Here is a 22,162-nt window from a genome sequence, read left to right on the forward strand (position 1 = left end):
TAATGAGGCAATTTGTACGGGCTATAGTATTGTTTGTAATTATTGCTTCGGGGTTTTTAATAAGCTGCGAAACCAACTTTAAAGATGTACAGCGTATAAATACAGTTGCTTTTGCACCCGCAGCACGCTCGGAGGATATTAACCTAAAATATACCGACTCGGGCAAAGTAAAAGCCATATTGGTAAGTCCGCTAATGCTCGATTATTCTAACATGCAGTATAAATTTAACGAGTTTCCAGAGGGCATACACCTAACCCTTATTGATAAATCGGGTAAAAACAGCTTTGTGGTTTCCGATTATGCTATTAGTTACGATGATACCCATATTATCGATTTGCAGGGCAATGTAAAAATAACCTCGTACGATGGTAAGGAGCTACAGGCACCACAATTGTACTACGACCAAAAAAACGAGTGGTTTTATACCGAAAAAAGCTTTAAATTTACAGATGGCAAGGAGAGCTTCATACAAGGCGTTGGAATCGACTTTAGCAAAGATTTCAAGGTGTTTAATATGCAGCACAACAATGGCGAAATTAATAACGTAGAATAGCACTAACATGAAATACCTTAAAATAACAGCATATATTTACCTTGCTGTAGCCGCTTTTTTTATTTACGAAGGCATAAATGCACTACGTAATAACGAGGACAGTATAATAATGTTCTTCTTTGCTGCGGTTTCTATTTTCCTATTCTTTTTCAGGATGCGTAATGCCAAAAAATTCGCTAAAAGAGATCAAAATAAGGAAAACTAACATAGTATGGAAGTTACGATAATTATAACCAGTCTCTTCCTGTCAGCCTTTTTCTCAGGGATGGAGATTGCCTATGTATCGTCCAATAAAGTCTATTTGGGTGTAGAGCGTAAGCAAACCACCCTAATGTCCAAAATACTTACCAAACTTACCGAAAACCCCGTACAATTTATTACCTCCATGCTAGTAGGTAACAGCATAGCATTAGTAGTATACGGTTACTACATGGGTAATGCAGTAATGGGCTGGATTGTAGCAACAGGCTGGCAAATACCATTATTTTACGAGGTTTTATTGCAAATAATAGTATCGTTATTTGTTATATTAATTACAGCAGAGTTCCTCCCCAAAGTATTTTTCCAAATATACGCCAACACACTCATAAAATTCTTTGCACTCCCTGCCTACATCTTTTCGTTTCTCTTTTATTGGATATCCATTTTTGTGATAAAAATATCCGATTTCATCTTATTAAAAATACTACGAACCAACGGAGATACTAAGGAAGCGTATTTTACACGAGGCGAGTTAGGAAACTACATTAACGAGCAAATGGACGGCGTAAATGCCCAAGACGATATGGATTCCGAAATACAAATGTTTCAGAATGCGTTGGATTTTTCAGATTTAAAAGCCCGTGAGGTAATGACGCCACGTACTGAAATTGCTGCCGTTGAGCTTAACGACGCTGTTGCCGAATTGCGTGAGCTATTTGTAGATACGGGCTACTCCAAAGTAATTGTATACCAAGATACCCTCGATAATATTATAGGTTACATACATTCTTTTGAGTTGTTTAAAAAACCAAAAACCATAAAAGATGCCATGATACCCATTGAGTATGTACCCGAAACCATTTACATAAAAGAGTTACTTAACATACTTACCCGTAAACGCAAAAGTATGGCTGTGGTGCTTGACGAATATGGAGGTACATCGGGCATTATAACCATAGAGGATATTATTGAAGAACTTTTTGGTGAGATAGAGGACGAACACGATTCTGACGAAGAGTTTATTGAGAAAGTATTGGATAACGGTGCGTATGTGTTTTCTGCACGATGTGATGTAGAGTATATAAACGAGCAATATGGGCTGGAGTTGCCAGAAAGTGACTCCTACGCAACCCTTGGTGGTTTTGTGGTAGATAACACAAAAGAGATACCCAAAACAGGCGAAAAAATAAAGCTGGATAACTTTGAGATTGTGATAGAAGCGGCTTCAAATAAAAAAATAGAACGCATCTGGTTAAAGCCCTTGCAAGAGAAATAAAAAACTTTAGAAAATATAACTACACTACTTTTATTATTAAAGAGATAATTGTATTTTCGCCCACTGAAATAAAAATTAATAAAGAATAAAAATGGCGGTTTTATCAAAAATTAGACAACGTTCATTACTTCTAATACTTGTTATTGGTTTCTCACTACTAGCATTTATTGTTACCGATTTAATAGGTAACGGTGGTTTTGGTGTTACTAAAAATATAGGAAGTGTAAATGGTAAGGATATCCCTGTGCAGGAGTTTTTGCAAAAGGTAAGTGCTGCACAAAGCAGACAGCAAGGCTTAAGTCCTACACAAGCCTCTACAATGGTTTGGAATCAGGAAGTAGAGCGTGCCCTTTACGAAAAGCGTTATGAGGAGGCAGGTATACGCGTAGGGCGAGACCATGTGTATAACATGTACGCTCAAGATCCTTCGGTTTCTCGTAATCCACAGTTCCAAAATGCACTTGGCGAATTTGATAAAGCAAAATTCAATGAGTTTTTAGTAAACCTAAAAGAGACTAATCCAGAAGCATGGAAAAACATTGAAAGTAATTTACCAGCTGTAGAGAATGCTGCTAAAAAGCAACTTTACATTAATATGATAAAAGCGGGCTTTATAACTACAAAGTTAGATGGTAAAGCAAAATACAACCTAGAGAACAATAAAGTTACTTTTGATTATGTATTTGTACCGTATACTACAATTAACGATGATGAGGTAAAAGTTTCGGACGACGAAATGATTGCCTATATGAACAAAAATGAAAAGAAATACAAAGCAGACCCAACAGTGGCACTTGATTTTGTATTTATAGAAAATAAGGCATCGGCACAAGATGAAGCGGATATTCGTAAAGATATTAACAATTTACTTTCGCCACGCGTTGTATACAACGAGCAAACTAAAACTAACGATACCATTCCAGGTTTTAGAGGTAATGTACCTAACATAAAAGAATTTGTAAACAACAATTCGGATATTCCTTACGATACTACGTACGTAGCTAAGAAAGATTTACCGTTAGACCATGCTGAGCAATTATTTAATCTTGAAAAAGGTGCTGTTTACGGACCCTATACCGATAACGGTTACTTTAAGATTAGCAAGATGATGGCAAGAAAGCCAGGTAGTACCGCAAAAGTAAGACACATTCTTGTATCTTACGAAGGTAGTAAATCGCCAAGCCCTGCTGACAGAACGAAGGAAGAGGCAAAAGCAAAAGCAGACGATATTATGCGTAAGGCAAAGGCAAACCCAGATTCGTTTGCGAAGCTAGCAAAAGAAAATAGCGAAGACCCAGGCTCTAAAGATAAAGGTGGTGTTTACGATAATGTATACGAAGGGCAAATGGTGCCTGAGTTTAACGACTTTGTATTTAACAATGCTGTTGGTAAAATGGACGTAGTTGAAACCGACTTTGGTTACCATATTATTGAGGTAATGGATAAGTACGATGCTGTACAAATTGCTACAGTAGCTAAAAAAATACAACCATCGGAACGTACTAGTGACAATGTGTTTACCGTAGCTACCAAATTAGAAATGGATGCACAAGAGAAACCGCTAGAAGACTTGGCTAAAGAAATAGACCAGGAAGTTAAGTCTGCTACTAAAATAGGACTTCATGATGAGAAAATTCAAGGCTTAGGTGACTACAGAGAAATTGTTCGTTGGGCATTCTCTGAAGATACTAAAGAGGGCGACGTTAAAAAATATGATGTTACTAACGGACATGCTGTAGTACGTCTTAAATCAAGAAACGAAAATGGCTTACAATCACTAGAAGAAGCTAAAACTACAGTAATGCCAATTCTTATGAATGAGAAAAAAGCAGTACTGATAAAAGAAAAAATGAAAGGCGATACTGTTGATGCTGTTGCAGAGGCTACAGGATCTACTATTGCTACAGCTGCTGATATTTCGCTTGCTGCACCACTTATTACAGGAGTAGGTGCTGAGCCTAAAGTTGTAGGTAAAGCTTACAAACTGGAGGAAGGCAAAAACTCAGGACTTATAGAGGGTAAAACAGGCGTGTTTATGGTAAGAACAAAATCAGTTACTAAAGCACCTGAGTTACCAAACCATAATGCAACTATTGCCAGAACACAGTCGCAGAGTAGAGGGGGAGTACAATCCAGACTTACTACTGCACTAAAGGAGAAAGCAGATATTGAAGATAACAGAGGCGAGTTTAACCAATAAGCTAATGCTATACATACAATAAAAAAAGTCCTGCATTTGCAGGACTTTTTTTATTTATAATATCATATCCTTATAACGGACTATGGTTGTATAACCTTTGGTTTTAAAATAAGCCGTAGGGTCGTCTTTACAGGCTGCCAGTATAAAATCGCCACCCCAAGCCCCAAGACTTTTTAAACTGCCCTCAAAGTCCGAGAAAACAGCTTCTTTCACGGTAGGTGTGTCTAATACCTCACTCATTATTGCTTCATGCTCATCCAGTAGTGCTGTAAAATCAGCAAAAGTTGTGGTATTTGGTAGCTGTTCTGTTATCGCATTAATTTGATTGATGCTATCAGTCAAATCATTTTTTTTGTCTTTATAGCTTGCTATAGCTTCACGGCTATCTTGCTTTTGGTTACGGTACACAAAATAAAGGTTTTCCGTAAAATTCGGTACAAAAGTCATCGGAGTAACTTTAGGTTTGCCATTTGCTATCTGGTATAGTATTGGTGTTTTATGCTGTGCACAAGCAATATCGTATCCGCTGCCACCAAAACTTTTCCAAAGCAATTGGTACGCATCAATACCAAACCATTGGGCTATATTGTTTATTAAGGTTGATGATGTTCCTAAACCCCAATGCTTCGGGAATGTTAGTTCGGTTACAACTGTAAAACCTGTTGCGTTATCCAATATTTTGGGGTTTGCTTTGTATGCCTCGTGTAGTATTGTAATAAGTGTATTGGTAATGCTATTTTGGCTGTTTGTACTTTTTAATACAATATCCTCAATACTAAATTCGTCGTTATACCAAGTAGTACTGTTGGCATCAAGGCTTTTCCACAAAATTGTTTTGTTATTGTTGGGTGCTACGTGCAAGTATTGCCCGTACTTGGTGGGGAGTGCAAAGGCTTTAGCACCATCCAATACGGTATATTCGCCAGTTAGTAGTAATTTTCCGTTGCTGTAAAAAGTCTTTTTCAAAGTATTAAGCGTTTACTTTTCGTAGTCCCTCCACAAATTCGTTCGCAGCAGCATAGCTTACTGTGTTCTTTTCAAAATGCTTTACTGCTTTTTGCTTCTCGGTTTCGGTTGCTTCCAATTGGTTCAGTATGTTCATCAAGTGCATTTTCATATGCCCTTGTTGTATGCCTGTGGTAGTTAACGAGCGCAATGCGGCAAAGTTTTGTGCAAGTCCTGCTACGGCTACTATTTGCATTAATTCTTTTGCAGAAGGCTTGCCTAACAACTCTAACGAGAATTTTACCAACGGGTGTAAAGAGGTAAGTCCGCCTACAGTACCCAGTGCTAGTGGTACATCAATCCAAAATCTAAAAGCGCCATCCTTAACTTCGGCATGCGATAAACTCGCATACGTCCCTTCTTTAGCAGCATACGCATGTACGCCTGCCTCTACAGCACGAAAATCGTTACCTGTAGCCAATACAACAGCATCAATACCATTCATAATGCCTTTATTATGCGTAACTGCACGAAACGGCTCAATTTCGGCTATTTTTATAGCAGTAATAAATTGCTCTGCAAATTCTTCTGGAGTTATGTCTTTATCTTCATTTAAATCGCTCACAGGACACGAAACTTCGGCACGAACTACGCAATTAGGCACATAATTGGATAATATGCTCATCACTACCTGTATATTTTGCTCCTGTTCGTTAAATTCGGGATAAGTTGTTGCTTCGCTTTTTAATGTCTTGGCAAACTGCTCCAAACACGAGTTAATAAAGTTGGCACCCATACTGTCTACGGTTTCAAACGTAGCATGCAATTGATAATAGTTTGCTAATTCGGATGTTTTATCGCGCAGTTCAATAGTACGTATTCCACCACCGCGCTTTTGCATATTAGCCGTAATGCTATCAGTTTCGGCAATAAGTTTTGACTTTATGGTTTCAAAAAACGATTCTAATTTGCTGCTATCCCCTTTAAAAATAAAGTGTACCTGACCTATTTTTTCGGTATCCAGCACGGTAGCTTTAAAACCACCGCGCGTTGCCCAAAATTTAGCCGATTTGGATGCTGCTGCTACTACCGAGCTTTCCTCGATAGCCATAGGTAGCGTATAATTTTTGTTGTTTATTGTAAAATTAGGCGCTATACCTAGCGGTAAATAAAAATTACTAATAGTATTTTCAATGAATTCGTCGTGCAGTTGCTGTAATTTTGTATCGTTATTCCAATACTTTTCAATTAAAGCGGTTGCTTGGTTGGGGTCAGAAAAATAGGTGTCAGTAATCCATGCTATTTTTTCTTTTTTGCTTAGTTTAGAAAACCCCGCTATTGCTTTACTCATTCCCAGTTGCTTAAAATAATATTAGCCGCAAAGATATGGTATCGCACTTGTATTTACTAAAATATTACAGCAGCGATTTAACATCAAAAATGCATTTAACAAAAAAAACAGCTCATAAGTCATAAATTTTTACTAAAATTGGGAGTTTTTTACCACCTACAAAATGAGCATCATTAAAAGGACTTTTTTTTTATTTTTACTGGCAACACTGCCTGTAGTAGCACAGCAAAATATAACGTTAGATAAAATATGGAAAGGCTATTTCCGTACGCAAGGTATGGACGAGTTGCATGCCATGAAAAACACCAATCAGTACACCGTTTTAAACCGTGATTGGAATGCAGGTACTGCCCAAATAGATTTATACGATTTTGCAACGCTAAATAAAGTAAGTACTCTAATAAACTCGGAAGACCATAGCGATTTAAAAAGTATAGACAGTTATACTTTTAGCCCAGATGAGAAAAAGATATTGATAGCTACAAACTCACAATATATTTTTCGACACTCTTTTGTAGCAGATTATTTTGTGTATGATATTGCAACAAAATCGTTGACCAAATTGGGTGACGAACCTATACAGGAGCCTACTTTTTCTGCTGATAACGCTAAAATAGCATGTGCTTATCAAAACAACCTTTATGTTTACGATTTAGCCTCCAAAAAAGTAGCTCAAATAACTAATGACGGTAAAAAGAATGCCATTATAAACGGTATTACCGATTGGGTGTATGAGGAGGAGTTCGCTTTTGTACGCGCTTACGATTGGAATGCCACAGGTGATAAGATAGCATTTATACGATTCGACGAAACCGAAGTGCCTGAATTTACTATGGAAATGTATAACCAAGGTTTATACCCTAACCCTTATACCTTTAAATACCCAAAAGCAGGCGAGAAAAACTCTAAAGTATCATTACACATATACGACGTAAAAACAGATGCGACTAAAAAAATTAATTTAGGCGATTTTAATGCGTACTACATTCCGCGTATACAGTGGGCTAATGATGCACAAACCCTAAGCGTGCAGTTACTGAATAGGCATCAAAACAATCTTAATCTTGTTTTTGTTGATGCTAACACAGGTACAACAACAGGCATCTTAAACGAAAAAGACGACGCTTACATAGATATTACAGATAACCTTACTTTTTTAGAGGATAACAGCTTTATTTGGACGAGCGAGCAAGATGGTTACAACCATATTTACCATTATGCCAGTACAGGTAAGTTAAAAAAGCAAGTTACAAGCGGTAATTGGGAAGTTACAGCCTATTATGGTTACGATAAAAACTCCAAAAACATTTTTTACCAATCAGTAGAAAACGGTTCTATTAACCGCGATGTATACCGCATAAGCATTAAAGGTAAAAATAAAACACGCCTCACCCCACAAACAGGTACTAATAAGGCTACTTTTAGCCCTAAATTCGATTATTTCATCAATACTTTTTCCAATAGTACTACACCAACCAACTATACGCTAAATAGAGCCAAAAATGGTGAGCAGGTAAAAGTAATAGTGGATAATAAAGCATTGGCAAAAGGCTTGGAGGCTTACAACCTACCTCAAAAAGAATTTACAGTTATTACCACCCCTAATGGCGATAAGTTAAATGCTTGGATGATAAAACCAGCCAATTTTAACGCTACTAAAAAATACCCAGTGTTTATGTACCAATATAGCGGACCAGGTTCGCAAGAGGTAAGCAATACATGGCATAGCTATAACGATTATTGGTTTATGATGTTGGCACAACAAGGCTATATAGTAGCCTGTGTAGATGGTAGGGGTACAGGCTTTAAAGGTGCCGACTTTAAAAAAGTAACCTATAAAGAATTGGGTAAGTACGAAGTAGAAGACCAAATAGCAGCAGCCAAAATAATAGGTAATTACGATTACGTAGATGCTTCTCGCATAGGGATATTTGGCTGGAGTTATGGCGGTTTTATGTCATCCAACTGCCTGCTAAAAGGTAACGACGTTTTTAAAATGGCTATTGCTGTTGCACCCGTAACCAACTGGCGCTTTTACGATACGGTTTATACCGAGCGTTACATGCAAACTCCACAAGAAAATGCATCGGGCTACGACGAAAATTCGCCGATAAATCACGTATCAAAATTAAAAGGAGCTTACTTATTAGTACATGGCTCTGCCGATGATAATGTACACCTGCAAAATACCATGCTTATGGTAGAGGCATTAGTACAAGCAAACAAACAATTTGATTGGGCAATTTATCCCGATAAAAATCATGGTATATATGGTGGTGCTACACGACTACAACTCTATACCAAAATGACTAATTTTATTAAAGAGAAACTATAATACATGGCTACACTAGCAAAACAACCGCACGAAAAAGAACTTTTTGGGCATCCGGTAGGGCTTTATATATTATTCTTAACCGAAATGTGGGAGCGTTATTCGTACTACGGTATGCGTGCGCTACTTACCATATATATGGTAGCCAAAACAGTAGGAGACAATCCGGGGCTTGGGTGGACAAATTCTGAATCGTTGGCATTATATGGTTGGTACACTATGCTGGTATATGTGATGTCGATACCTGGAGGTATGATTGCCGATAAGTTTATCGGACAAAAAAGGTCGGTGTTAGTAGGTGCCATTATTCTGGTGTTTGGGCATGGTGTATTGGCAGTAGAGGCAGAATGGGCATTTTTTACAGGACTTGGGCTTATCGTATTGGGTGTAGGGATGTTAAAACCCAACATATCAACTATGGTAGGAGGGCTTTACAAACCTAACGACATACGCAGAGATAAAGGTTTTAGTATATTTTACATTGGTATAAACTTAGGCTCTTTACTGGCAACATCGTCTGTAGGTATAGTTGCTGCAGTATATGGCTGGCATTATGGTTTTGGTTTAGCAGGTATTTGTATGCTATTGGGTTTAATTGTATATGTATGGGGGCAAAAATATTTAGTTCATGTAGGAAATGTACCTACAGTTGAAGAGAAGAAAAATGATGTTTCGCTAGGAGCAATGTACAGCAGGTTATTTAAATCAACTAAGCACGCCATTATATTTATAGCCCTTATAATTCTTTCTGTATATGCTGGTTTTAGCTTTGAGGGAACCGATAACTGGGCTTACGGATTGCTATTTGTGTTTGTTACTTTTGTTATCGGATTAATGATGGTAATTTACAAAGATCTTGAAACGCAGGTAATGAAAGATCGCTTTTTAGTACTCTTACTTTCTTTTGGAATTGTAATTGTATTTTGGGGTGCTTTTGAGCAGGCAGGCGGGTTAATGAGTTTATATACAGAACAAAAAACCAACCGCGACTTTTTCGGACTTTTCGAAATACCTACTGCAGTATTTCAGGGCTTAAACGCTGGGTTTATTATACTATTTGCAGTAGTAGTAGCCAATTACTGGGCAAAACGAAAACTCAAAAACAAAGAGGCCTCATCGTTATTTAAAATGGCAACAGGTACCATTATAATGGGCACGGGCTTCGTATTTATGATATTTGCCTCAATGCAGTACCAAGCCAACGGAGAGTCGGCTATGTATTGGTTAGTATTGGCTTATCTTTTTCATACTATTGGCGAATTATGCGCCTCTCCAGTAGCATTATCATTTATTACTAAATTAGCCCCAGTAAAGTACGCTTCGCTAATGATGGGAGTTTATTTTGCCTCTACAGGATTAGGAAATAAGGTAGCCGGAATACTTGGAGAGAATGCCGAGCACTATGGCGAAATGACTATTTTTACTGCCATTTTTATTTTTACCGTCGCCTTCGGCTTTTTAGTAATTGCGCTATTAAAACCCCTAAAAAGGCTCACGCACGGTGCTGAAGATAAAGAACGTGAACTATCACTTATGGACAATAAAGGACCTGAACTGGAAGAGTTTCAGGAGTAATAAAATTAATTGTAACTACTATATAAATGGAGACATCTACATCGAACGACTTTTTTAAATCTAATGTTTTAGGGCACCCAGCAGGTTTATTTGTATTATTTTTTACCGAAATGTGGGAACGCTTTTCATATTACGGAATGCGTGCCTTATTAGTACTATTTTTAATATCATCTTTTACTACTGGTGGTTGGGAATGGCCTGAAGAAAACGCTTTAGCACTTTATGGTACTTATACATCATTAGTATACTTAACCACTATTATGGGTGGTTTTCTTGCCGATAAATATTTAGGTTATCGTTGGGCAGTTGTTATTGGAGCATTATTAATGACTTTAGGACATGCTAGTATGGCTATAGAAACTCCGATGTCATTGTATGTTGGTATAGGTTTACTAATATTCGGGAACGGTTTTTTTAAACCAAACATGACATCTATTGTATCGTACATGTATAAAGACCATCCCGAGAAAAAAGATGGGGCTTACACTATATTTTATATGGGAGTAAATGCAGGTGCCTTTTTGGGTATTATGCTTTGCGGTTACATAGGCGAAAAAGTAAGTTGGAGTTGGGGCTTTGGTCTTGCAGGTATCTTTATGTTTTTTGGTATGTTACAGTTTTACTTTACACAAGGTATTTTTGGAGATATAGGAACTAAACCTACTGCAGCAGAAAAGCTAGAGAAAAAAACAGTTACTGATGGTGATAAAAGAGTACCATTTACCCCATTTGATCTTAGCCTTATTGTAATATCGCTTATTTTAGGTTTAGTTTGGATTATTAACGATCCCTACTCTAAAATTAGTGGTAATAATCTTTTGAATTTCCAAGTTGGAGGACTCGATGGTTCTAATTTCACCATTTTACTAGGGTTAGCGTTACTCATCATACTTTTGGTAAGTCGCCTTTCTCGATATTCTAGTGTAACTCGTGATAGATTAATTGCTGTAACTATTTTTGCATTCTTCACTATATTCTTTTGGGCTTCCTTTGAACAGGCAGGTGGTTCTATGACTATATTTGCCGAGAAGTATACACAGCGTGCTTTAACAGGTTCTACAGCCTCAATATTTAAAGTAATAAACACGCTGTTAACCGTAGTGCCTTTAGCTATTATAACTTTTGTGCTTTGGAAACTCTTTACACAAACATTTAAAAAATACCCAGTAGGTAACACTATATTAGGTTTTAGCTTTCTGATAATATGGGGTGTTGTAATTTGGATGCTTAAACGCGAATTCAGTAACGACGAAACTGTTGTTGCTGCCTCTTGGTTCGGGATACTAAATTCCTTTTTTATTATTGCTTTTGCGCCGCTTATATCAAAAGTATGGGAGAGCAAATATAATCCGCCTGCTGCCGTAAAATATGGTATTGGTTTAACTTTACTTGGCTTAGGTTTTGGATCACTTGCTTACGGAGCCTCCGAAATTGTAAATGGTGCCGATATAAAAGTAAGTATGCTTTGGTTAATACTTGCCTATTTATTCCATACACTTGGCGAGCTTTGTCTTTCTCCTGTAGGATTATCTTACGTTAGTAAGCTGGTTCCTGCAAGGATGATAGGTATGATGTTTGGCGTTTGGTATTTGGCTATTGCTATAGGTAATAAAACTGCTGGTACTATGGGAGGTATGATTAACGATATAACGGAAAGATACTCACTATCAACATTTTTCCTTATTTTTACGCTTGTTCCAGTAGGGCTTGGAGTATTAGTTGTACTACTGAATCCACTCCTTAAAAAACTAATGCATGGAGTACATTAATTTTTTCGGCATTGTTTTTGGAAAACATATACCATTAAAAATTTATATATGAAAAAAATACTTTTAATGTTGTTTGTTGCCTTAGGGACTTTAGCAACACAAGCGCAAGAAATTAAATGGATGTCGCTTGATGAAGCACTTGCCGCTCAAGAAAAGGAGGCAAAACCAATTTTTATGGATGTTTATACCGATTGGTGTGGTCCGTGCAAAATTTTGGATAGAGGTACATTTCGTGATAAAAACATTGTTGATTATATTAATGCAAATTATTACGCTGTTAAGTTTGATGCTGAAGGTGCTAGTGAGGTTGCATACAAAGGAAATAAATACTCAAATCCGAACTATATTATTAATAAAAAAGGTAGAAATTCAGTACATGACTTTACAAGGTTTATGAAAGTAAGAGCCTACCCGACGATAGTATTCTTCGACGATAAGGGCAATTTGAAATATCTTTTAGAAGGACCTAGAGATGCAATACAATTAATGAAAGTTCTTGAAAAATTTCAGTCATGAGCCAGTTTTGAAGAGAGTAATACTACATCAGTTAATATAACGCTATACTATTAAAATAATACCTATGAAAAAAATATTTTTAACGCTTTTAGTTGTTTTAGGGACTATTGCAATACAAGCACAGGAAACAACAGAATGGCACACTGATATTAAGAAGGCAATAAAACTTTCTGAAGAAACGAAAAAACCATTATTACTATTTTTTACAGGTAGCGATTGGTGTGGTTGGTGTGTACGCCTACAAAAAGAAGTTTTAAAAACGCCTGAGTTTGAGAAGTGGGCTAAAGAGAACGTAATTTTAGTGGAGCTTGATTTTCCTAAAAGAACAAAACAAACTCCAGAACTAAAACAGCAAAACGCCGAACTTAATAGGTTTTTTAAAGTGAGGGGTTACCCTACTATATGGTTTACAAACGGTAACGAAAATTCGGCAGGTAAAATAAGCTTTGAGGCATTAGGAACCGTTGGATATGTTGCAGGAGGACCATCGAAATGGCTTGAAAAGGCAAATACAATTTTAAACGCTAAAAAATAGAGTTTAAATAATATTTATTTTAAAATATACGATCCCTTTTCGGCAGTAGCATGAAAAGGGATTTTGTTTTTGTTACAAGTAGCCTTCCATCGATTTATTGAACCTTGATAATTGGTAGCATCCGCTACTATTACTTTTGGTTTAGTAGTCTCAATTAATCGCTGTAGGTTTACGCCTGTAGATTGCCTAAGAACAACAATGTCAGGATTTATACCTGTTTCGTATATCTTTAAACTATCCACAACCAGTATTCTTTTTTGCTTATACCAAAATGTGTGCTGTAAGGGTAGTACCGTAACGCTATCGGCAAAATTACCTTTTGCGTATGCTTTTAAGTTCCAATTTTCAAGTGCTATGCTATCATTACTATAAAAGTATGTAATGCCGCTCTGTTTGTACGCTATAAGGCTATTTGCCCAGTTATTAAATACAACAAACTCATTGCTATTGGTACGTTGCCACTTTGTTACAATGTAAATGCTTTGGAATAGTATTATGGCACAAAGCAACGCAACCGTACGCTTGTATTTTTTTTGGAACCCCCACAATACCGCAGCTATAATAATTCCGTATAACGATGCTGTTAGTGGGAGTGTAAAAGAAATATCTTTTATTACTAACCCTTTAAACGAAGCTATCCAGCCTATAAACCCGTTCATGCACTCTATTAAAAACGCCAATACTTTGCCAACTAGCAAAGCCAAATTGCTATATATGTAGTTAATTATTACTACTACAATACCCATTACAAGTACAACGGTAACAGCGGGTATTGCAACAATATTGGCAATGGGGAAAAGCGCAGGAAACTGCCCAAAATAATACAACGTTAACGGTAGTACGCCAAGTTGCGCCACTAAGGATATTACGACAACGTCTGCAAAATAATTGACTACCTTATATTTAGAAATTTTTATTTTACGATACAGTGGCTGTAACCAAACAATACTAAATACCGCAGCATAACTAAGCTGAAAGCCAACATCGAATAAAAAAGATGGCTTTGCCAATAACAGTACCAACATAGAAACAGCTATAGAGTTAAAGGTATTGGCATTACGATTAAAATATAGCCCTATACTTACAAAACTAAACATAACAACAGCTCTTACCACAGATGCTGATAACCCTGCAACTATAGCAAACGACCACAGAAAGGCAAGTATTAGCAGTAATTGAATTAGCCTACCCTTTTTACGAAATCGGGTTAAAGGTTTTAGAATAAGATTGATAATGTAAAAAAGTATGGCTATGTGTAAACCTGATATGGCAAGTATGTGTATAACGCCTGCATCTATATAATCTTGGTTAATGTCCTTATCCATATCTTGCCGTTGCCCTAATAATAGTGCCTTAATAACATTCATAACCTTTGGGCTATAATTATGCTGATTAAAGCTGCTTATAAGGTCATTACGAAAGCATTCAATATAATAATCGGTATTTTTTAGCTGACCAGCTTTAATGTGGTTACTCTTTAGTTTTATCTGATGAAATATATTCTGCCGTTCCATGTAAGCTGCATAGTCAAACTGGTACGGATTTCCTGCTTTTGTAATAGGCTGAGGGGAATCGTATATAACAATAATATCACCTGCATTTAAAAGCTCAGGAAATTTTTTCTTCGATGCTGTTACTAAAATTTTTCCAGTAGCGTATTGTCCGTTTACCGCCTGTACTTTTAAATAATACTTTTCGCTAAAGTTATTAGGTTTAATGCGTTCAGAAATGTACCCTTTTATAGTAGGCTTTTCAGAATCATCAATCATACGAGTATAGTGTGCATTGTGGTTGGGTGCATAATGTAATGATGCAACCCATATACCCAATACCAACGCTGCAATACCTACACTAATGGTAAAATAGGGTTTGGGGAGCAACTCTTTTAACGAAAAGCGGTAAGCCATTACTAAAGCTGCAAAAGCCACTGCCATAATAGCAGATGCCGTTATTGGTTGTATACTATTATTGCTGCCCAAGGCTATGCCTATTGCTGCTATTATTGTAATTGGGATAATGGGGTATTTCAATATCGTCATAAGTTGGTTTTGGATATTGAATGTTTTTTGCTTATTGCAAATTAATCTGCTATAATTCGGTTCGCCTGTACAAAGTTTCTTTTGTAATAGGCTTCGTTCATAGATGATACGGTTACCCCTAGGTGTAATGTAGCATGTAAAAATTTAATTTCGCCATCTGGTGTTACCTCTATTACAAGCCCTACATGGTTTATGTTTTTTCTGCTTGTTCTGTTATCAAAAAACAAAAGATCGCCCTTTTTTACTTTTTTGAGTTTTACTTTTTCCCCCATTCTAGCCATTTCACGAGAGGTTCGTGGTAATACAATATTAAAGGTGTTAAAAGTGGTATATATCATACCACTACAATCTACACCGTTTTGTGTAGTGCCACCTCTTCGGTATTTAGCCCCCTCAAATTCCAGAGCACTGTACACTAACTGCTTAATGAGATAGCTTTCATCGGGAGCGGGTATAAAATCGGGGTCGGGTTCAGGATCTGTTATTAAACCTATATATTGCTTTACAGTAGCTGTGTTTCCAGATGTTCCTTCTGTTGGAGTATCGGTTAAGTCACCAGATAATTCATCCAATACTTCGGTTAGAGCGCCGTTATCGTGTTCAGTATACGAGTACAGCCCCTTATCTATAGCTTCCTGTTTGGATGTAGTTATTTGTGCTGATGATTTCCAAGAAACCAATAGCAAAGCTAAAAACGATATCGATAAGAGTATTTTCAAAATAATAGTTTAATTAGCTGCTGTTGCTTACAAATATAGAAATTTTTTAAAACGGTAGTTAGCTCTTATTTAACGTGCTCAATTATTAGTTTTGCTGTATTAGCACTAGCACCTGCACCACCTAATTTTTGTTCTAAAGCATTATAATCCGCCAATAGTTTTTCACGATGCGGAGTATCGAGTATTTTTTGAAGCTCTGCTTTTATGTTCTTTTTATTAAAGTCGCCTTGTATCAGCTCTTTAACAACTTCCTTATCCATAATCAAATTCACTAAGGAAATATATTTTAAGGTAATAATACGCTTTGCAATTTGGTACGATATCCAGTTGCCCTTGTAGCACACCACTTCGGGTACTTTAAATAAAGCAGTTTCAAGTGTTGCTGTACCCGATGTTACTAAGGCAGCATGTGCAATGCTCAATAAATCGTACGTTTTATTGCTTACAAAGTGGATGCTTCTTTTGTTTAAAAATTGTTCATAAAAGTTATACTCTTGGCTTGGTGCGCCTGCAATTACAAATTGATAGTTTGGGAAATCGTCTACTACCGATAGCATTACCGACAACATTACGGATATTTCCTGCTTACGGCTGCCTGGTAGCAATGCTATAACAGGGCGGTCGTCTAAATTGTGTTCTTTTCGGAATGCTTCATTATCCGTTGTAGGTCTGTTTTGTATTGCATCAATAAGCGGATGCCCCACAAACTCTACAGGAAATTGATGCTTTTTTTCGTAAAAATCCTTCTCAAAAGGCAATATAATATACATTTTGTCTACATCGCGCTTAATGGCTTTAATGCGGTTTTCTTTCCAAGCCCATATTTGTGGCGAAATGTAATAATGCGTTTTTAGCCCTTGTTTACGTGCCCATTTGGCAATGCGCATGTTAAAGCCAGGATAGTCTATAAATACAATTACATCGGGGTTAAAAGCAGTAATATCTTCTTTACAAAATGTAATGTTGTTTAGTATTGTTTTTAAGTTTTGTAGTACCTCCACAAACCCCATAAAAGCCAAATCACGATAATGTTTTACCAGTGTTCCTCCTACTTGTTCCATAAGGTCGCCACCCCAAAAGCGTATTTCCGCTTGGTTATCCTGTTTGTATAACTCTTTCATGAGGTTAGCACCATGTAAGTCGCCCGATGCTTCGCCCGCAATTATGTAATATTTCATGGGTCTAATTTATCTCTCAAAAATAGTGTTTATTTTATTTGTAGTATATATAAAAAAACAGCCTGTGCATAGCACAGGCTGTTTAACGCTTATGTTGTTTTACTTATTGTTTGGTAAATACAAGTGTTGCACCTACAAACGAGTACGTAATATCGCCGTTATCCTCCACAGGTACGTCAACAAGTTCAGGTATGGTTACCGTTAGTGTATTACCCGATCGTGCAAATATTGCAGTTTCAGTTTCGCCATCTCCGTAATCAAAAACTACTGATACCGAGTTGTCAGAAACAGTATACATTCCAACTTCTGGCTCTGCTCCAATACAATCAATAGAATATTCGTAAGAATCCTCAGTACCAATAACAAGGTCAAGCTCTATATCAAGCTCTTCTAGGTTGAATATTGCTGAGTTTTCATTGGCAAAAACGATACTAGAATTACCATAGCACCCTGATTCAGCAATAAAATTAGTTGATGCCGTTCCGTCGTTATTAATATCAGCAGCTTCGTTAGTTGTAAAAGCGGTAAGATTCCATGTTCCGTTTACTGATACGTTACCAGTTGAATCCCCATCATCATCAGAACAAGATACTGTTAACAGTGCCGCAGCAGCAAGAATCATTAATTTTTTCATATAAAAAGTTTTAAAATTTTGTGTAAATATACTTTTTCGAATTAAAATTCAAACAATAACGTAATATTTAACTAAACGCTTAAAAATTCCAGTTGTTAATTTTTTGCATAGCATGGTAGGCTGTTAAATCGTATTGCACGGGCACGATGGATACATATCCGTTTGCCAAAGCCCATTCATCCGTATCCTCGCCATTATCCATATTAACAAATTCACCACTTAACCAATAATAATCTCTTCCTTGCGGGTTGGTACGTTTATCAAACTGCTCTTGCCAGCTTGCTTTTGCCTGTCGGCATACTTTTATGCCTTTAATTTTAGCGGCTGTTAGTTTTGGTAAATTTACATTAAGTATAACACCATCGGGTAAACCGTTTTTTAATACCTCTTGCGCAATTTGCTTTACAAACGTTTTTGTAGGTTCAAAATCAGCATTCCAATCATAATCGCATAACGAAAAACCAATGGCAGGTATGCCTTCCATGCCTGCCTCTACAGCAGCACTCATGGTACCCGAGTAAATTACATTGATGGATGAGTTAGAACCATGATTAATACCCGAAACACAAAGGTCGGGTTTACGTTTTAGTATTTCGTGTACTGCTACTTTTACACTATCTACAGGAGTGCCCGAGCAGCTATACTCCTGTGTTGCATCGCCGTCTTTAGTAATCTTATTTACAAAAAGTGTATTGTTTATGGTTATGGAATGTCCTGTTGCCGATTGCGGACTATCGGGTGCTACCACCACTACATCACCAATTTCTTGCATTACCGCTATAAGCGTTCTAATTCCAGGAGCCGTTATACCATCGTCGTTAGTTACCAGTATAAGTGGTTTTTTAGTCATTATGTAGCTATTTAAAAATAAGAGTTGTATTTTTACGTTTGCTAAAATACGTAAATTAATGGTGTAGCCATTCCTTTAAATGTTACTTAAAATTAAACAGTAGCGCACTTTTGGCACAGTTTTTTATGTAAAGTTAGTCTAAAATGAACGCTATTTTGAGCTATATGAAAAGAAATTATAAAGTATTGATTATTGTTACCGTACTTGCGGTAGCACTTTGGAGTTTTATACCCAAACAAGAAAAGGCATACGACCCAGAAAAGGATAGGATATTAATTGAGTTAATAACCTTTGTGGTAGAGAAAGGGCACTATAGTCCTGAAGAGATTGATGACGAATTCTCTAAAGGAGTATACAAAAACTACCTTGAGAGTATCGACCCATCAAAACGTTTCTTTATCCAGTCGGATATTGAGGAGTTTTCAAAATACGAAACACGCCTTGACGATATGATAAAAAGTAAAGACCTTACTTTTTTTGACCTTACCCATAATAGGCTTAAAGCCAGAATGAGCGAGGCAAAAGGGTTTTATGAAGAAATACTTGAAAAACCGTTTGATTTTACTGCCGATGAGCAGTTTAGTGTTGATTATGACAAACAACCTTATCCTGCAAACGATAATGCACTAAGAAAACGTTGGGAAAAGCAATTAAAACTATCAGTACTATCCTCTGTGGTAGACAAGCAAAAGCTACAAGAAAATCCGCCAGCAGATAAAGGTGATAAGAAAGCGGATACTAAAAAACCAGACGATGTTAAAAAAACATTTGCTGAGCTAGAAAAAGAAGCTAGAGAATCAAATCTTAAATCGTTAAATGATTACTTTGATTTTATTGAAGATTTAAAACGCGAAGAGTGGTTTACTATGTACCTTAACGCTATTGCAGAGCGTTTTGATCCGCATACGTTTTACCTTGCACCTAATGATAAGGAAAAGTTTGATACCAGTATGCGAGGCTCTTTGGAAGGTATTGGTGCTCGATTACTAAAGAAAAGCGACTACATAGAAATATCAGAATTAATACCTGGAGGTCCTGCTTGGAGAGGCAAAGAACTTGAGCCTGGCGATTTGATTATGAAGGTAGCACAAGGCGATGAAGACCCTATTGATATTGCAGGGATGCGTATTGACGATGTGGTGAAAAAAATAAAAGGACCTAAAGGTACAGAAGTACGCCTTACCGTTAAAAAAGTAGACGGAACGATAGATGTAATTTCGATAATACGCGAAGTAGTAGAGATAGAGGAAACCTATGCAAAATCGAGCATAGTTAAAAAAGATGGTAAACTATACGGTATAATCAACTTACCTAAATTCTATATTGATTTTGAAAATAAAGACAACCGTGATGCTGCCAAAGACGTTGCTGTTGAGGTGGCGCGACTGAAAGAAGAGGGTGTAGAAGGTATAATAATGGATTTAAGAAACAACGGAGGAGGTTCGTTACGAACAGTTGTGGATATTACAGGTTTATTCATAGAAAAAGGACCCGTAGTGCAAGTGCGTTCTCGCTCCAACGACGGCTCACCAAATGGCAGGGTTGAGGTATTAAGAGATAACGATGCAACAGTACAATGGGATGGACCGTTAGTAGTACTCGTAAACAACTTCTCGGCATCAGCCTCAGAAATATTTGCTGCTGCCATACAAGATTATAACAGGGGTATTATAATGGGAAGCCGCCATACGTACGGTAAAGGTACAGTACAAAATATTATTGACCTTAACCAGTTTGTACGAAGCAGCTCTATGGGCGACCTTGGCGCGCTTAAAACAACAACACAGAAATTTTACCGAATAAACGGAGGCTCTACACAGCGTGAGGGTGTGTATAGTGATATTGTAATGCCAGACCGTTTCTCGTATATTGATATGGGAGAGCGTGATATGGACTATGCAATGCCTTGGGATAAAATTGCTAAAGCAGATTACCGTACAGCAAACAATAATTTCTCAACTATAGTGTCCGAAAGTAAAAAACGAATGGCATCCAATCCGCAATTCCAGTTAGTAGATGAGAATGCAAAATGGATTAACGAGCAAAAAGATGATAATACCTATAGCCTAGAAATTGATAAATTTAAAGCAGAGCTAACTAAAAATGAGGCTATAACTAAAAAATTTAAGGCACTTAACGATTATAAAAATAACCTGAAGTTTGAGGCTTTAAAGCATGATAAAAAAATCTTTGAGAAAGACCCATCATTCGCAGAGAAAAAAGAGCGTTGGTACGAAAGTCTTTCTAAAGACATATATGTAGAAGAAGCAATTAATGTTCTTGATGATATGCAAGTAGAATCACCGCGTAAAAGCGAGGGCATTGCTAAAACAACAAAAACGATTAAAACCAGATAATTGAATGGATAAATCCAATCAATCGCTTACAGGCTTAGCGCTCCAAAAATTCAAAAAGAATTTTTGGGGCGTTTTAAGTTTTTGGTTTATCCTTATTCTCATTTTTGTAGCTCTGTTTGCTTACGTGCTAGCACCCGATAACACGAAAAACGCTAATTGGGGCGACCTTGCCATTGGCTCCAAATCGCCAGGTTTTACCGTTAAAATGCTTACACTACCACACAACAAACAACAATACACTACCACTTTTGCATCGTACTTTACAGGAAAAACTAACGTAGTACCCAAAGTGCCTATTTTAGATTATAGTATAGTAAACGATAGTATTACATACACCACTTATGCTGAAGATGCCACTATGGCGACTACAAAACGTATAGCACTTGCTAGTTATGGTAATAACGTTACTGTAACTACTATTGAACAAGATTACATCCGAAACCAAAAATTTATACTAGGTACTGATAGCCAAGGGCGCGATTTATTGAGCAGGCTTATTGTAGGCTCACGAGTATCTATAGCCATTGGTTTTGTAGCCGTATTTATATCACTTGTAGTGGGTATATTCTTCGGTGCAATAGCAGGATATTTTGGTGGTAAAGTAGATGCCTTTGTAATGTGGCTTGTAAACATAATATGGTCCATACCTACATTATTGCTTGTTATAGCCATTACATTAGCCTTGGGTAAAGGCTTTTGGCAGGTATTTATTGCCGTAGGGCTAACCATGTGGGTAGAGGTAGCCCGTGTAGTACGCGGGCAGGTAATGAGTTTAAAACAAATGCAATTTGTTACGGCAGCACGTGCCTTAGGGTATCGTGATGGCAGAATCATCTTTAAACACATATTGCCTAATAGTATGGCACCTGTAATTGTTATATCGGCAGCCAATTTTGCTTCTGCAATATTGGTAGAAAGCGGTCTTAGCTTTTTAGGCTTGGGTGCGCAACCTCCTGTGCCCAGTTGGGGCGGTATGATTAAAGACCATTACAATTATATTATTTTAGGGAAACCTTACTTAGCACTTGCGCCTGGTATTGCCATGTTGTTATTGGTACTTGCTTTTATGATGATGGGCAATGCGCTACGCGATTCACTCGATGTAAAAACAGAGTAGTTACTGTATTTATT

Annotated in this window: 18 protein-coding genes; 11 read left to right on the forward strand and 7 right to left on the reverse strand. The window is 37.1% G+C overall.

Annotation, left to right across the window (positions count from 1 at the left end; all coding sequences use genetic code 11):
- Window positions 1-2 precede the first annotated feature (2 nt).
- The 4 genes from lptC to K1I41_RS05845 all read left to right on the forward strand — a co-directional run bounded on the left by lptC (window position 3) and on the right by K1I41_RS05845 (window position 4,231).
- Complete coding sequence (gene lptC / locus K1I41_RS05830; RefSeq protein WP_220641741.1) at window positions 3-554, forward strand: LPS export ABC transporter periplasmic protein LptC; 552 nt, start codon at window positions 3-5, stop codon at window positions 552-554.
- A gap of 7 nt (window positions 555-561) precedes the next feature.
- Window positions 562-759, forward strand: a complete 198-nt coding sequence (locus K1I41_RS05835; protein WP_220641742.1) for a hypothetical protein — start codon at window positions 562-564, stop codon at window positions 757-759.
- Between the two features lie 6 nt (window positions 760-765).
- Window positions 766-2,031 carry a hemolysin family protein gene (locus K1I41_RS05840; RefSeq protein WP_220641743.1) on the forward strand — a complete coding sequence of 422 codons (1,266 nt, stop codon included), beginning with the start codon at window positions 766-768 and terminating at the stop codon, window positions 2,029-2,031.
- A gap of 91 nt (window positions 2,032-2,122) precedes the next feature.
- On the forward strand, window positions 2,123-4,231 hold the full coding sequence (locus tag K1I41_RS05845) for a peptidylprolyl isomerase (protein WP_220641744.1): 2,109 nt from the start codon (window positions 2,123-2,125) through the stop codon (window positions 4,229-4,231).
- 54 nt (window positions 4,232-4,285) lie between these two features.
- Here the strand turns inward: K1I41_RS05845 and K1I41_RS05850 are convergent, their stop codons facing one another.
- Complete coding sequence (locus K1I41_RS05850) at window positions 4,286-5,197, reverse strand: GYDIA family GHMP kinase (protein ID WP_220641745.1); 912 nt, start codon at window positions 5,195-5,197, stop codon at window positions 4,286-4,288.
- Window positions 5,198-5,201: 4 nt separating this feature from the next.
- Entirely contained in the window at window positions 5,202-6,527 is a 1,326-nt protein-coding gene (locus K1I41_RS05855) for a hydroxymethylglutaryl-CoA reductase, degradative (RefSeq protein ID WP_220641746.1), read from the reverse strand.
- 163 nt (window positions 6,528-6,690) lie between these two features.
- Between K1I41_RS05855 and K1I41_RS05860 the strand changes: the two genes are divergently transcribed.
- The 5 genes from K1I41_RS05860 to K1I41_RS05880 all read left to right on the forward strand — a co-directional run bounded on the left by K1I41_RS05860 (window position 6,691) and on the right by K1I41_RS05880 (window position 13,254).
- Entirely contained in the window at window positions 6,691-8,862 is a 2,172-nt protein-coding gene (locus tag K1I41_RS05860; protein WP_220641747.1) for a S9 family peptidase, read from the forward strand.
- A gap of 3 nt (window positions 8,863-8,865) precedes the next feature.
- Entirely contained in the window at window positions 8,866-10,434 is a 1,569-nt protein-coding gene (locus tag K1I41_RS05865; protein WP_220641748.1) for a peptide MFS transporter, read from the forward strand.
- A gap of 26 nt (window positions 10,435-10,460) precedes the next feature.
- Window positions 10,461-12,203, forward strand: a complete 1,743-nt coding sequence (locus tag K1I41_RS05870; protein ID WP_220641749.1) for a peptide MFS transporter — start codon at window positions 10,461-10,463, stop codon at window positions 12,201-12,203.
- A gap of 48 nt (window positions 12,204-12,251) precedes the next feature.
- Window positions 12,252-12,719: a thioredoxin family protein gene (locus tag K1I41_RS05875; protein WP_220641750.1), complete on the forward strand. Its 468-nt coding sequence runs from the start codon at window positions 12,252-12,254 to the stop codon at window positions 12,717-12,719.
- Window positions 12,720-12,783: 64 nt separating this feature from the next.
- Complete coding sequence (locus tag K1I41_RS05880; RefSeq protein WP_220641751.1) at window positions 12,784-13,254, forward strand: thioredoxin family protein; 471 nt, start codon at window positions 12,784-12,786, stop codon at window positions 13,252-13,254.
- Between the two features lie 14 nt (window positions 13,255-13,268).
- Here K1I41_RS05880 and K1I41_RS05885 read toward each other — a convergent pair whose 3' ends face one another.
- The 5 genes from K1I41_RS05885 to surE all read right to left on the reverse strand — a co-directional run bounded on the left by K1I41_RS05885 (window position 13,269) and on the right by surE (window position 18,677).
- Window positions 13,269-15,293, reverse strand: a complete 2,025-nt coding sequence (locus K1I41_RS05885) for a ComEC/Rec2 family competence protein (protein WP_220641752.1) — start codon at window positions 15,291-15,293, stop codon at window positions 13,269-13,271.
- 41 nt (window positions 15,294-15,334) lie between these two features.
- Window positions 15,335-16,012: a C40 family peptidase gene (locus K1I41_RS05890; RefSeq protein ID WP_220641753.1), complete on the reverse strand. Its 678-nt coding sequence runs from the start codon at window positions 16,010-16,012 to the stop codon at window positions 15,335-15,337.
- 65 nt (window positions 16,013-16,077) lie between these two features.
- Window positions 16,078-17,190 carry a lipid-A-disaccharide synthase gene (gene lpxB, locus K1I41_RS05895; RefSeq protein ID WP_220641754.1) on the reverse strand — a complete coding sequence of 371 codons (1,113 nt, stop codon included), beginning with the start codon at window positions 17,188-17,190 and terminating at the stop codon, window positions 16,078-16,080.
- A gap of 103 nt (window positions 17,191-17,293) precedes the next feature.
- Window positions 17,294-17,824, reverse strand: a complete 531-nt coding sequence (locus K1I41_RS05900) for a lipocalin family protein (RefSeq protein WP_220641755.1) — start codon at window positions 17,822-17,824, stop codon at window positions 17,294-17,296.
- A gap of 79 nt (window positions 17,825-17,903) precedes the next feature.
- Window positions 17,904-18,677 carry a 5'/3'-nucleotidase SurE gene (gene surE, locus K1I41_RS05905; protein ID WP_374106915.1) on the reverse strand — a complete coding sequence of 258 codons (774 nt, stop codon included), beginning with the start codon at window positions 18,675-18,677 and terminating at the stop codon, window positions 17,904-17,906.
- Between the two features lie 140 nt (window positions 18,678-18,817).
- On the opposite strand from surE, the gene K1I41_RS05910 reads away from it, so the two are divergent.
- Both K1I41_RS05910 and K1I41_RS05915 read left to right on the forward strand, forming a co-directional pair.
- On the forward strand, window positions 18,818-21,031 hold the full coding sequence (locus tag K1I41_RS05910; RefSeq protein ID WP_220641757.1) for a carboxy terminal-processing peptidase: 2,214 nt from the start codon (window positions 18,818-18,820) through the stop codon (window positions 21,029-21,031).
- Window positions 21,032-21,035: 4 nt separating this feature from the next.
- Window positions 21,036-22,148 (forward strand): ABC transporter permease, encoded by a 1,113-nt coding sequence (locus tag K1I41_RS05915; protein ID WP_220641758.1) that lies wholly within the window; start codon window positions 21,036-21,038, stop codon window positions 22,146-22,148.
- The last annotated feature ends 14 nt before the right edge of the window (window positions 22,149-22,162 follow it).

Source organism: Flavobacterium litorale, from assembly GCF_019613795.1.
Lineage (GTDB): Bacteria > Bacteroidota > Bacteroidia > Flavobacteriales > Flavobacteriaceae > Flavobacterium > Flavobacterium litorale.

Bases quoted from the DNA above. Each gene is read 5' to 3' on its own strand.
- lptC (WP_220641741.1), top strand. From the start codon at position 3: ATGAGGCAATTTGTACGGGCTATAGTATTGTTTGTAATTATTGCTTCG.
- K1I41_RS05835 (WP_220641742.1), top strand. From the start codon at position 562: ATGAAATACCTTAAAATAACAGCATATATTTACCTTGCTGTAGCCGCT.
- K1I41_RS05840 (WP_220641743.1), top strand. From the start codon at position 766: ATGGAAGTTACGATAATTATAACCAGTCTCTTCCTGTCAGCCTTTTTC.
- K1I41_RS05845 (WP_220641744.1), top strand. From the start codon at position 2,123: ATGGCGGTTTTATCAAAAATTAGACAACGTTCATTACTTCTAATACTT.
- K1I41_RS05855 (WP_220641746.1), bottom strand. From the start codon at position 6,527: ATGAGTAAAGCAATAGCGGGGTTTTCTAAACTAAGCAAAAAAGAAAAA.
- K1I41_RS05860 (WP_220641747.1), top strand. From the start codon at position 6,691: ATGAGCATCATTAAAAGGACTTTTTTTTTATTTTTACTGGCAACACTG.
- K1I41_RS05865 (WP_220641748.1), top strand. From the start codon at position 8,866: ATGGCTACACTAGCAAAACAACCGCACGAAAAAGAACTTTTTGGGCAT.
- K1I41_RS05870 (WP_220641749.1), top strand. From the start codon at position 10,461: ATGGAGACATCTACATCGAACGACTTTTTTAAATCTAATGTTTTAGGG.
- K1I41_RS05875 (WP_220641750.1), top strand. From the start codon at position 12,252: ATGAAAAAAATACTTTTAATGTTGTTTGTTGCCTTAGGGACTTTAGCA.
- K1I41_RS05880 (WP_220641751.1), top strand. From the start codon at position 12,784: ATGAAAAAAATATTTTTAACGCTTTTAGTTGTTTTAGGGACTATTGCA.
- K1I41_RS05885 (WP_220641752.1), bottom strand. From the start codon at position 15,293: ATGACGATATTGAAATACCCCATTATCCCAATTACAATAATAGCAGCA.
- lpxB (WP_220641754.1), bottom strand. From the start codon at position 17,190: ATGAAATATTACATAATTGCGGGCGAAGCATCGGGCGACTTACATGGT.
- K1I41_RS05900 (WP_220641755.1), bottom strand. From the start codon at position 17,824: ATGAAAAAATTAATGATTCTTGCTGCTGCGGCACTGTTAACAGTATCT.
- K1I41_RS05910 (WP_220641757.1), top strand. From the start codon at position 18,818: ATGAACGCTATTTTGAGCTATATGAAAAGAAATTATAAAGTATTGATT.
- K1I41_RS05915 (WP_220641758.1), top strand. From the start codon at position 21,036: ATGGATAAATCCAATCAATCGCTTACAGGCTTAGCGCTCCAAAAATTC.